Annotated in this window: 11 protein-coding genes; 8 read left to right on the forward strand and 3 right to left on the reverse strand. The window is 72.2% G+C overall.

Annotation, left to right across the window (positions count from 1 at the left end):
• On the forward strand, positions 1-1,096 hold a 1,096-nt coding region (locus OZN99_RS16870; RefSeq protein WP_270936426.1), incomplete at its 5' end, for a DUF4010 domain-containing protein.
• 88 nt (positions 1,097-1,184) lie between these two features.
• Positions 1,185-2,570 carry an esterase-like activity of phytase family protein gene (locus tag OZN99_RS16875; protein WP_270936427.1) on the forward strand — a complete coding sequence of 462 codons (1,386 nt, stop codon included), beginning with the start codon at positions 1,185-1,187 and terminating at the stop codon, positions 2,568-2,570.
• A 51-nt stretch (positions 2,571-2,621) separates the two neighbouring features.
• Here the strand turns inward: OZN99_RS16875 and OZN99_RS16880 are convergent, their stop codons facing one another.
• A complete protein-coding gene (locus tag OZN99_RS16880; protein ID WP_270936428.1) occupies positions 2,622-3,983 on the reverse strand; it encodes an aspartate aminotransferase family protein in 1,362 nt (453 codons plus the stop codon).
• Positions 3,984-4,110: 127 nt separating this feature from the next.
• A complete protein-coding gene (locus OZN99_RS16885; protein ID WP_270936429.1) occupies positions 4,111-4,878 on the reverse strand; it encodes an amino acid ABC transporter permease in 768 nt (255 codons plus the stop codon).
• A gap of 97 nt (positions 4,879-4,975) precedes the next feature.
• Here OZN99_RS16885 and OZN99_RS16890 point away from each other — a divergent pair, with 97 nt between their 5' ends.
• Complete coding sequence (locus tag OZN99_RS16890; protein WP_270936430.1) at positions 4,976-5,776, forward strand: transporter substrate-binding domain-containing protein; 801 nt, start codon at positions 4,976-4,978, stop codon at positions 5,774-5,776.
• Positions 5,776-6,162: a Rid family hydrolase gene (locus OZN99_RS16895; protein WP_270936436.1), complete on the forward strand. Its 387-nt coding sequence runs from the start codon at positions 5,776-5,778 to the stop codon at positions 6,160-6,162. Before OZN99_RS16890 ends, OZN99_RS16895 begins: the two co-directional genes overlap by 1 nt.
• Here the strand turns inward: OZN99_RS16895 and OZN99_RS16900 are convergent.
• Positions 6,153-6,938, reverse strand: coding sequence for a creatininase family protein (locus tag OZN99_RS16900; RefSeq protein ID WP_270936431.1), 786 nt, complete (start codon positions 6,936-6,938; stop codon positions 6,153-6,155). The two genes, OZN99_RS16895 and OZN99_RS16900, sit on opposite strands and share 10 nt — an antisense overlap.
• Positions 6,939-6,940: 2 nt before the next feature.
• Between OZN99_RS16900 and OZN99_RS16905 the strand changes: the two genes are divergently transcribed.
• From OZN99_RS16905 to OZN99_RS16920, 4 genes are all read left to right on the forward strand, one after another.
• On the forward strand, positions 6,941-8,140 hold the full coding sequence (locus OZN99_RS16905; RefSeq protein WP_270936432.1) for an NAD(P)/FAD-dependent oxidoreductase: 1,200 nt from the start codon (positions 6,941-6,943) through the stop codon (positions 8,138-8,140).
• 19 nt (positions 8,141-8,159) lie between these two features.
• Positions 8,160-9,143 carry an isopenicillin N synthase family dioxygenase gene (locus tag OZN99_RS16910; protein ID WP_270936433.1) on the forward strand — a complete coding sequence of 328 codons (984 nt, stop codon included), beginning with the start codon at positions 8,160-8,162 and terminating at the stop codon, positions 9,141-9,143.
• 74 nt (positions 9,144-9,217) lie between these two features.
• Positions 9,218-9,853: a hypothetical protein gene (locus OZN99_RS16915; protein WP_270936434.1), complete on the forward strand. Its 636-nt coding sequence runs from the start codon at positions 9,218-9,220 to the stop codon at positions 9,851-9,853.
• A complete protein-coding gene (locus OZN99_RS16920) occupies positions 9,843-10,670 on the forward strand; it encodes an amino acid ABC transporter permease (protein WP_270936435.1) in 828 nt (275 codons plus the stop codon). Before OZN99_RS16915 ends, OZN99_RS16920 begins: the two co-directional genes overlap by 11 nt.
• The last annotated feature ends 141 nt before the right edge of the window (positions 10,671-10,811 follow it).

Consider the following 10,811-nt stretch of genomic DNA (forward strand, 5'->3'; position numbering starts at 1 on the left):
GGCGGTGCGGGCCGGGGAGCTCGGGGGCGCGCTGCTGGTGGCGGCGGGGCTGCTGGCGCTGGTCGCCGTGCTGCTGCCCTTCGCCCTGCGCGAGGCAGAGGCGGAGGGGCGCTTCAGCGCGACCAGCCTGGTCGCCGCGCTTGCCACCTACGCACTCGGCGCGCTGGCGGTGTCGGGCGAGACGGCGGCGGCGGGCGCGGCGGCGGTGGCGATGACGGCGGTGCTCGCGGCGCGCGAATCCCTGCACCGGCTGATGGCGCGCATCACCTGGGCGGAACTGCGCTCCGCGATCCTGCTGCTGTCGATGACGCTGGTGGCGCTGCCGCTGGTGCCGGATGCGCCGATCTCATGGCTGGCGAATGTGAACCCGCACAAGGTCTGGACGCTGGCCATCCTGCTCGCTGGCATCTCCTATCTCGGCTACCTCGCCGTGAAACTGGGCGGGGAGCGGCGCGGGCTGCTTCTGGCCGGCGCGGCGGCAGGGCTCGTCTCCTCCACCGCCGTCACGGTCAGCAACGCGGGCACGGCGGCCCGCGGCGGCGCGGCGGGCGGGCTGGTGGCGGGCGCCCTCGTGGCGGGTGCCGTCTCCTGCCTCCGCACCGCTGTGCTGGCGCTGCTGGTGGCGGCCGAGACGGGTCGGCTGCTGCTGCCTGCGCTGGTTGCCGCGGCGGTGGCGATGGGCGCCGCGGCGGTTGTAGTGATGCGGCGCGCGGACGGTGCGGCGGGTGGCACTGGCCCGGTCGGCAACCCCTTCGAGATCGGTTCGGTGCTGCGCATGGCTGCGTTGCTGGCCGGCGTCGGTGCGCTGGCGACGCTGGCGGCGCAGCAACTCGGCGCTGCCGCGGTGCTTGTGATCGCTGCGGTGACCGGCCTCACCGATGTGGATGCCATCACGCTGTCGGTCCCGCTGCTGGCGCCGCGCGAGATCACGACCACCCTCGCGGCGCAGGCGGTCGCGGTCGCGGTGGCCAGCAACATCCTGGCCAAGTCGGCCTACGCTGTCGCCCTTGGCGGGCGGCGCTTCGGGATGCTGTTCGGCCTCGGCTCGCTCGCCGGTCTGCTTGCGGGCGGCGTGGCGCTGGCCATCGGGCGCTGAGTGGCGCGACGCCATCCCGTCACCCGCGTGTCACGCCGCTGCAACCGGTCGCCTGTAGAGGACGCGCGCCCAACAACGGGGAACATGCATGCGCGCCCTTCTGCTCTCCGCCGCCGCGGCCATGGGCCTGGCGGCGCCTGGTTTCGCGAACCAGCGCTTCGAGGCGACACTGGCGGGCCATGCCATCCTGCCGGCCTTCACCATGGCGCTGCCGCCGGCCGACGCACCCCGCGATGCGCTGGTCTCCGGGAAGTTTGCCGGCCCGGGCAACCTGCGCGTGGACCGTCCCGGCGCTGTCATGGGCGACACCGGCGCGATGCATGGCCGTCGCCCGACCGGCATCGCCTTCCCCTTCATCGGCCAGCCCGTCCAGGGGTTCTCCGGCATCAAGCCGGTCGCCGGAGAGTCGGGCCATTTCTGGGTGCTGACCGACAACGGCTTTGGCAACCGACGCAACAGCCCGGACGCGTTGCTGATGTTCCACAAGGTCCGCCCGGACTGGCGGACTGGGCAGGTGGAGGTGCTGCACACCACCTTCCTCTCCGACCCGCTGCGGCGCGTGCCGTTCCGCATCGCGTACGAGGGGACGGAGGCCCGCTACCTGACCGGTGCGGATTTCGACCTGGAGAGCATCCAGCCGCTGCCCGAGGGCGGCTTCATGATCGGCGACGAGTTCGGCCCCTACCTGATCCAGGTGGATGCGGCGGGGCGCGTCCAGCGCGTGGTCGAGACGCGCCTGGACGGCCAGCCCTTGATCGGCCCGGACCATCACGCCCTGCAGGTCGCGGCTTCTCCCACGGCAGGGGTGGCGTATCGCGTGCGCCGTTCCGGCGGCTATGAGGGGATGGCGCTGACGCCGGATGGGCAGACGCTGTGGGCGATGCTGGAGCAACCGCTCTTCGCGCCAGGCTCCGACCAGCCCGAGGGCGCCTTCCTGCGTGTTCTGGAGTACAGCGTGCCACGCGGCGATTGGACCGGTCGCAGCGTGCGCTTCCGGCTGGAGCCGGGCGCCACCGCGATCGGCGACTTCAACTTCATCGACGCGACGCGCGCCCTGGTGATCGAGCGCGACAACGGAGAGGGCGATCCGGGCCTCGCCTGCGCGCAGGGAACGCAGCCCTCGGCGCAGGCGCCGTGCTTCCCGCTGCCGGCACGTGTGAAGCGCGTGACGCTGGTGGACATGGCGCAGACCGATGCCGAGGGCTTCGTGCGCAAGATCGGCCACATCGACCTCATGGCGATACGCGACAGCGAAGGGCTGGCGCGGCTGCGCGGCGACCTGCCGGCGAACGCGCCGCGCGACCGCTTCACCTTTCCCTTCTTCACCATCGAGAACGTCGCGATGGTGGACGCCGACCACATCATCGTCGGCAACGACAACAACCTGCCGTTCAGTGCAGGCCGACACGTCTTCCGCGCCGACGACAACGAACTGGTGCTGCTGCGCGTGCCGGAATTGCTGCGCGCCCGCTGACGAGCCGGGCGGCACCATCGGGCGGGACGCAACACCGCGGGCGGTGTTGCGTCAGGTGCCGCGGCCCGCGGCGATCGCGGCCAGCACGCGATCGGCCGCGGCGAGCGTTGCCGCTACGTCGGCTTCGGTGTGCGCGGCGGAGACATACCACAGCCCGCGCTCGATCAGCCGCACGCCTTCCAGCAGCATGCCGCGGCAGAAGGACTGGTAGGCGGCGCGGTCGTCCGCCGCGACATGCCGGTATTCGGTGGCGCGGGGCAGGCAGGAGAAGGCCATGTGGAACATCGGGCCCGGCCCCTGCACGCGCAGCGCCAAGCCATGCGCGGTGCCGCGTTCGGCCAGGCCGTCGCGCAGCGCTGCGCCGAGCCGCGCGATGCGGCGCAGCGCGGCGTGGTCGTCGCGCTCCAGCAATTCCACCGTGGCGAGGCCCGCGGCGACGCAGGCGTTGTTCCCGTTCATCGTGCCGGCATGGTATGTCGTGCCCGCCTGCAGCGGCGCCATCCAGCGCGCGCGGCCGGCGACGGCGGCGAGCGGGAAGCCGGCGCCGAGCGCCTTGCCGAACAGCGCGAGGTCCGGCGTGACCCCGTACTGCGCCTGGGCGCCACCGAGCGCGATGCGGAAGCCCGTGATGATCTCGTCGAAGATCAGGGCGGAGCCATGCGCGTCGCAGATCTCCCGCAGGCCGGCTAGGAAGCCGGGCAGGGGCTCGATGCAGCCCTGGTTGCACATCACCGGCTCGGTGATGATGGCGGCGATTTCGTCGCCGTGCCGCGCCATCGTACGCCGCACGGCGTCCAGGTCGTTCCAGGGCAGGCAGATCACGTCGGCCGCGGCGCTCTCCGCGATGCCGGCGCACCAGGGCACGGGCGCATCCCCGGCGGCGTTGCCCGGTGGCGCGACGTTGAAGGCGACGCTGTCCAGCCAGCCATGGTAGTGCCCGTCGAACTTCAGGATGCGCTGGCGCCCGGTGACGGCGCGCGCCAGGCGGATGCAGGCCTGCGCCGCCTCCGACCCCGAGGAGGCGAAGCGGAGCAGCTCGGCGCAGGGTATCAGGCGCTGCAGCGCCTCGGCCAGCAGCACCTCCTCCTCGTGCTGTCCGGCGAAAAGCTGCGCGCGCGCCACCGCCGCCTGCACGCGCGACACCAGCTCCGGATGGGAATGGCCGAGGATGCAGGGGCCCTGCGCCAGGGTGTAGTCGAGCAGCTCGTTGCCGTCGGCGTCCCACATGCGCGCGCCCTCGGCACGCACGTAATGCATGGGGTGGAAGACGCCGAAGGCCCGGAACTGCGAGGAGACGCCGGCCGCCAGGACACGGCTGGCGCGTTCGTGCCAGGCGCGGGATCGCGCGAAGCGGTCGGCCGCGGAGCCCTCCGTCGCCGCGATGATCGGCACAGGCGGGTCACGGCGTCCCATGCGGCGGCGTCCCTGGTCCATGGAGCGGCTGTCGCGCCGGCGCATCGCGGGCCTGGCACCTGCGCCTGCGTCGCGCGAAGCTTGGAGGGCGCCGGCGCCGGGTGTCAATCGGCCGCCCCGTCGGCCGTCAGCCCGACACGCGCAGCGACTGGTCCGCCTGCATCCGCCGCTCCAGCCATCGCACGGCGGCAGAGATGAGGAGGATCAGCACGAGGTATTCCAGGATCAGGATCGTGTAGATCTCGAGCGGCCGGAACACCGTCACGACCAGCTCGTTCGCCTTGCGGGTCAGCTCCTGGTAGCCGATCACCGAGGCAAGGCTGCTCATCTTCACCACGTAGATGAACTGGTTCGCCATCGGCGGCAGCACGCGGCGGATCGCCTGCGGCAGGATGACGAAGCGCATGCGGTGCCAGGGGCTGAGGCCGAGCGCCATCGCCGCCTCGCGCTGGCCGCGCTCCACGCTCTGGATGCCGGCGCGGAAGATCTCCGCCTCGAAGGCGGAATCGCAGATGGCGATGGCAAGCATCGCGGCGACGAAGACGTCGAGGCGGATGTCGAGCACCACGGGCAGGCCGTAGAACACCCACAGGATCATCACCAGGATCGGGATGGCACGGAAAAGCTCGACATAGAGCCGGTTCGTCCAGCGCAGCGCCCGCCACCGCGCCATGCCCAGCAGCGCCACGGCCAGGCCGAGCAGGACGGACAGCAGCATGGTCGCCAGAGAGAGCGACACTGTCGCCCAGAAGCCCGACAGCATGAAGGTGAGGTTCGCCTGGCCGCGCGGGTCGCCCGGGTTCACGACATGCCAGCCCCAGTTGCCACCGCAGCCGGCCAGCAGGGGGGCCATCATCGCCAGCAGCAGCAGGCCGCGTCGGTTCGTCCTGGGCATCCGGCCTCCGTTCGCGCCTGTTGCGGCGCCGCGGCGAATGTCGCACGCTTCCGCGATCGCGCAAGTTGACGTCCGCAGCCTTCGGGAGACCACCGAGATGAACCGTCGCCACCTGCCGGCCGCCGCCGCTGCCGCCGCCGCGCTCGCCATCCCCGTCCAGGCGCAGGCGCAGGCTGCCGGGTCGGGCAAGCTGGCGGCGCTGCAGGCGGCCGGCCGCATCCGCTTCGGCACAACCGGCGACTTCAATCCGATGAGCTTCCGCGATCCGGCCAGCCGGGAGTATCGCGGCCACCAGATCGAATGCGCGCAGCAACTGGCGCGTGACATGAACCTGCGCGCGGAGTTCATTGCGACGGATTGGCGCACGCTGATCAACGGCCTGGTCGCGGATCAGTACGACGTGGTGTTCACCGGCACGTCGATGTCGGTGCCGCGCGCCATGGCGGCCAGTTTCACCATCCCCTGGGGCCGCAACGCCTTCGTGCCGCTGGTGCGCCGGCGGGATGCGAACCGCTTCGCCAACTGGGACGCGCTGAACCAGCGCAGCGTGACGATCGGCACCAACCTCGGCACCACCATGGAGACCTGGGTGCAGTCCGCGCTGCCGGGCGCCACCCTGCGCCGCGTGGAGAGCCCGGCGCGCGACTGGCAGGAGCTGATCGGCGGGCGGGTGGACGCCACCATGTCCTCGTTGATCGAGGCCGCCTTCCTGACGCGCGAGTATCCCGACCTCGTCGCGATCTTCCAGAACCAGCCGCGCAACCCGATCCCGATGGCCTTCCTGGCGCCGGTCAACGACATGGTGTTCACCAACTTCCTCAACGCCTGGATCCAGATCCGCCTGGCCAGCGGATTCTTCGATGAGGTGAACCGCAAATGGGGCGTGACCCAGGCGTGATGCGCCGCGTCCACGCGACCGACCGTCCCTGGGAGAAGACCTGCGGCTACAGCCGCGCGGTGCGCGTCGGACCCTATGCCGAGACCGCGCTGTGCAGCCCCTGCGCGTCCGACGGCAGCGTGCTGCATCCCGGCGACGTCCATCGCCAGACGCTCGCCTGCCTGGAGCTGGTGCGGGAAGCGCTGGAGGGCGTGGGCATGACGCTCGCGGATGTCGTGAAGACGCGGATCTACGTGGCCGACCCCGCGCACTGGGTGGAGTCTGGTCGTGCGCATGGCGAGGTCTTCCGCGACATCCGCCCGGCGCTGGGCTGGGTCTACATGACCGGCTTCTTCGCCCCGGGCATCACCGTGGAAGTCGAGGCGACGGCCTGGCGTCAGGAATGACCCGGTTCGGCGGCGGATTCGAAGGCCAGGAAGGTCTCGGCCACGTCCTCCGCCGCCGCCCGCAGCAGCGCCGCGCCGTGTTCGGCCGTGGCCAGCGCCGGATCGGACCCGACCTGGCCATCAGGGTGGCGCGCGCGGTGGCGCGCCGCATCCTCGTGCCGGTCGCCGCCGGGATCCACCAGCGGATCGGGCGCGAGCGGTCGGAAGGGCGGCCATGGGCGGGGCGCCGCGCCGGTGACGTGCAGCGCGATCGCGACCTCGGACGGCGTGGCGTGGAAGCCCTCGCGATCCCCGTAGAGCTCGCGCCGCAACGCGCCGCAGCGCGGCCCCTCCCACCAGGCGCGCAGCTTCACGGAGAGCGGCAGCGGGAAGCCGAGGCGACCGAGCGAGACATCCGAGAGCAGCTCCTGGATCGCCGCCAGCGCCGGCGCGGTGTTGCCGCCATGGCCGGTCAGCAGCAGGACGCGGGTGAAGCCGCCGTGGCCGAGGCTGGTCAGTGCATCCACCAGCAGCGCCATCAGGGTGGAGGGCCGCAGGCTGACCGTGCCGGGGAAGCCCAGGTTGAACTGCGCCGGTCCGTAGGGCAGGGCTGGCGCGACCAGGCCGCCGGCGATCTCCGTCGCGCGCAGCGCCACCGCTTCGGCGCAGAGCGTGTCTGTGCCGAGCAGGCCGGCCGCGCCGTGCTGCTCCAGGCTGCCGAGTGGCAGGATCACGCCGCGCCGCCCCGTGGCGAGGCGCCGTTCCAGCTCTGGCCAACTCATCCGGTCGAGTCGCATCGATGCTCCCCCTGACGCGGCAGGTCGCCGCCCTGATCCCCCGTGCGGCGGCGGCAAGGCCGCGCCGCGTGGCGGTGGTCGGCGCCGGCATCCTCGGCCTCTGCACCGCCTGGGCGCTCGCGCGCCGCGGCCATGCCGTGACGGTGCTGGAGGCCGGCGCGGTGCCGGATCCCAGCGCAGCCTCCTGCGACGAGGGTCGCATCATCCGCCATGCCTATGGGACCATGGAAGGCTATGCCGCGATGATGCCGGCTGCCTTCGCAGCCTGGCGGGCGCTGTTCGCCGAGACCGGGGCGGATCGCCTGGTGCCCTGCCGCGCGGTCTATGCGCTGCGCGCGGAGACGCCGTGGGAAGCGGCCGTGGCGCGCACGCAGCGCGCCGCCGGCCTTGGCTTCTGCCGGCTCGACGATGCCGCGCTGGATTCGGTGCCGGTGTTGAACCGCGAGGGGCTGCTGCGCGCGATCGAGGTGGACGGGTCGGGGATGCTGCTGGCGCGGCTGATCCTGGACGACCTGGCCGCGCTGCTGCCGCAGCTCGGCGCCATCGTGCGGCCAGGGACGGCGGTCGCCGCCGTCTCGGCGGGTGGCGTGCGGCTCCGCGATGGCGGAAGCGTCGCCGCCGATGCGGTGGTGGTCGCCGCGGGCGCCTGGGCGCCGCGACTCCTGCCGGAGGCGGCCGCGGCGGCGGGTCTGCGCGTATCGTTGCAGACCCTGGCCTATCTCGCGCCGCCGGAGGACCTCGCCGCGGCATGGTCGGCCGCGCCGATGCTGCTCTGCCGCCTGCCGAACCACGCGACCGGCGGCGTCTACGTGCTGCCGCCGAGGGCCGGAATGCGGCTCAAGATAGGCGACTACGCCACCGATGCGGCGGGGGCGCCCGGCGCGGCGCCCGACATCGCACGCCATGCGGCGCTGCTGGACGCGGGGCGGCGGGCGATCGCGCGCTTCGACCGGCATCGCGTGCTGGCGATCCGCCACTGCCTCTACACCATGGCGCCGGAGGACCGCTTCGTGCTGCAGGCCTTGCCCGGCGAGACCTGGCTGGCCTCGGCCTGCTCGGGGCATGGCTTCAAGCTGGCGCCGCTGGTGGCGCTCGGCCTGGCGGCGGCGCTGGAATCGCGCATCGGCGCGGCGGAGCTCGGCTTCTGGGCCGCGGGGCGGGAGGGGGAGGCTTCACCTGCGCCCGTGGGCGCGGGATCGTAGCGCGATGGAGGGACCGCACATGGCCTATGCAACGGCGCGCGCGATCGCGGTGGACGACATCCCCGTGGTGGACATTGCGCCCCTGGTGGCGCGCGACCAGGCCGGTAGCGCCACCGCCGGCGCCGCAATGCGCGAGGCGAGCGAGCGCATCGGCTTCTTCTACATCGCAGGTCATGGCGTCCCGGAAGCGATGACCGCGAACCTCTTCGCCGCTGCCGCGCGCTTCTTCGCGCTGCCGGCGGCGGCGAAGGCGGAGGTTGCGGTGAACCGGCGCCACCGCGGCTGGATCGGTACGGGCGGGGCGAAGATGTACGGCACCGCGAAGGCCGACCTGAAGGAGAGCTTCGTCTGGGGCCTGGAGCTCCCGGAGACGGACGCCGAGGTCGCGGCCGGCACCCCGCTGATGGGGCCGAACCAGTGGCCCGCCGCGCTGCCGGAACTGCGCGCCGCGCTGTATCCCTGGTACGAGGCGGTGATGGCGGCGGGCCACGCCGTGCTCCGCGGCCTCGCGCTCAGCCTGGGCCGCGACATGGATTTCTTCGTCGCATCCTATCGGCGGCCGCTCGCGCGCGGGTCCGCCATCTGGTACCCGCCGCAGCCACCCGAACTCGGGCGCGAGCAGTTCGGCGTGGCGCCGCACACCGACTATGGCGGGCTGACGCTGCTGGCGCAGGACATGACCGGCGGGCTGCAGGTGAAGGGCACGGACCGCGAATGGGTGATGGCGCATCCGATCCCGGGCACCTTCGTGGTGAATATCGGCGACCTGATGCATCGCTGGACCAATGGCCGCTTCCGCAGCAATCCGCACCGCGTGGTCAACACCTCCGGCCGGACGCGGCAGAGCGCAGCGGTCTTCTTCGATCCGGGCTTCCATGCCGTCGTTGATCCGCGCGACCTGCTGGACGATCCGGCAGAGGCCAAGTACCCGCCGATCGCCTGCGGGGAGTGGGTGGTCGGGCGCTTCGACAAGGCGTTCAAGTACCGCGCCCCCGGTGCCTGACGGCGCGTTCGTTGCAGTCCGGCATCGCCTTCGGCATGCTGCGCAACGGGAGGGGCGCGCAGCAAGGAGGACGAATGACGCGTGCGTTCCCGGGCGATCCGACGCGCTCGCCGCTGTTGCGGCCGGAGATGGCGCATGTCGAGCCGCCGGAGATGGAGCTGCTCCGACGCGCGGACTGGATGCGGCTGCGGGAGCAGCGCCGAGACTTCGATGCCGAGCTGCAGGCCGCGCATGTGCTGCGCCTGCTCGAGGTCTCGGCCGCCGATCCCTCCTTCGGCTACCAGGTGAACAACTTCCGCCATTGCGTGCAGGCCGCGACGGCCGCGCTGCAGGACGGGCGGGACGAGGAATATGTGGTCGTCGCGCTGCTGCACGATGTCGGCTTCACGCTCTGTCCCACAAGCCATGGTTCCTTCGCCGCGGCGCTGGTCGGGCCGTATGTCTCGGAGGCCGGCCACTGGCTGCTGACGCACCACCAAATCTTCCTCGACCATCACTGCCACGACCATCCGGATGTGGAGGTCGACCCGGCCGCGCGCGAGCGCTGGCACGGCCATCCGCATTTCGCCACCACCGCCGAGTTCGTCGCCCGCTTCGACCAGGGCACGCTGCGGCCCGGCCTGCCGGAAGCGCCGCTCTCTGTCTTCGCGCCGATGGTCCGGCGCGTCTTCGCGCGTCCGCCGCAGCGCCGGGCGCTGCGTGACGGCTGAAGCTGCCCGCCCCGCGCCCCGGGGGCTGCGCTGGCGCCGGCTGCGAGGCATCGCGGTCGACCTCGGGCAGTTTGCGCTGTTCCTCGGCCTGATCGGCTGGCTGCTGGCCGAGGGTGCCGGGCGCATGGGCTACAACTGGCAGTGGTACCGCGTGCCGCGCTACCTGTTCCAGGCGTTCGACGGGGAGATCTATCCTGGCCCGCTGCTGAAGGGGCTGCTGGTGACGCTGGAGATCAGCGCGATCGCGCTGCTGCTGACCGTGGTCATCGGGCTCGGCGCGGCGCTGCTGCGGCTTTCGGGCTCGCTGGCCGGGCGCTGGCTGGTGGTCGGCTATGTCGAGGCGATCCGCAACACGCCGCTGCTGGTGCAGCTCTACATCGTCTACTTCATCCTTGCCCCCGTGCTCGGCATGGACCGCTTCTGGGCGGGGGTGCTGTGCCTGGCCGCCTTCGAGGGCGCCTTCGCGACGGAGATCTTCCGCGGCGGCATCCTGGCCGTCCGCCGGGGGCAGTGGGAAGCGGCCTGGGCGCTGGGCCTCTCCCGTGGCGCCGCCTATCGGCGCGTCGTGCTGCCGCAGGCGCTGCGCGTGATCCTGCCGCCGCTCGCCGGGCTCGGCGTGTCGCTGGTGAAGCATTCGGCGATCGTCAGCGTGATCGCGGTCTTCGACCTGACGAACGAGGGTCGCAACATCATCAGCGACACCTTCATGACCTTCGAGATCTGGCTCACCGTGGCGGCGCTCTATCTCTGCGTCACGCTGCTGCTCTCCACCGGCGTCGGGCTGCTGGAAAGGCGGCTCAAGGGCGCCATGGCCTGAACGCGAACGGAAGGGAAGACACCATGACCGACACCAGCGGCTTCCGCCGCCGCCTGATCGCCCCGGCCGCGGGTGGCCTCGCCGCGCTCGGCGCCTTCGCCTTCGGCCGCCCGGCGGCGGCGCAGGGCGCCGATGCGCGCG

This window comes from Falsiroseomonas oryzae, from assembly GCF_027856955.1.
GTDB classification, from domain to species: domain Bacteria; phylum Pseudomonadota; class Alphaproteobacteria; order Acetobacterales; family Acetobacteraceae; genus Falsiroseomonas; species Falsiroseomonas oryzae.

Bases quoted from the DNA above. Each gene is read 5' to 3' on its own strand.
- OZN99_RS16885 (WP_270936429.1), bottom strand. From the start codon at position 4,878: ATGCCCAGGACGAACCGACGCGGCCTGCTGCTGCTGGCGATGATGGCC.
- OZN99_RS16915 (WP_270936434.1), top strand. From the start codon at position 9,218: ATGACGCGTGCGTTCCCGGGCGATCCGACGCGCTCGCCGCTGTTGCGG.
- OZN99_RS16900 (WP_270936431.1), bottom strand. From the start codon at position 6,938: ATGCGACTCGACCGGATGAGTTGGCCAGAGCTGGAACGGCGCCTCGCC.
- OZN99_RS16875 (WP_270936427.1), top strand. From the start codon at position 1,185: ATGCGCGCCCTTCTGCTCTCCGCCGCCGCGGCCATGGGCCTGGCGGCG.
- OZN99_RS16880 (WP_270936428.1), bottom strand. From the start codon at position 3,983: ATGGGACGCCGTGACCCGCCTGTGCCGATCATCGCGGCGACGGAGGGC.
- OZN99_RS16910 (WP_270936433.1), top strand. From the start codon at position 8,160: ATGGCCTATGCAACGGCGCGCGCGATCGCGGTGGACGACATCCCCGTG.
- OZN99_RS16890 (WP_270936430.1), top strand. From the start codon at position 4,976: ATGAACCGTCGCCACCTGCCGGCCGCCGCCGCTGCCGCCGCCGCGCTC.
- OZN99_RS16895 (WP_270936436.1), top strand. From the start codon at position 5,776: ATGCGCCGCGTCCACGCGACCGACCGTCCCTGGGAGAAGACCTGCGGC.
- OZN99_RS16905 (WP_270936432.1), top strand. From the start codon at position 6,941: ATGCTCCCCCTGACGCGGCAGGTCGCCGCCCTGATCCCCCGTGCGGCG.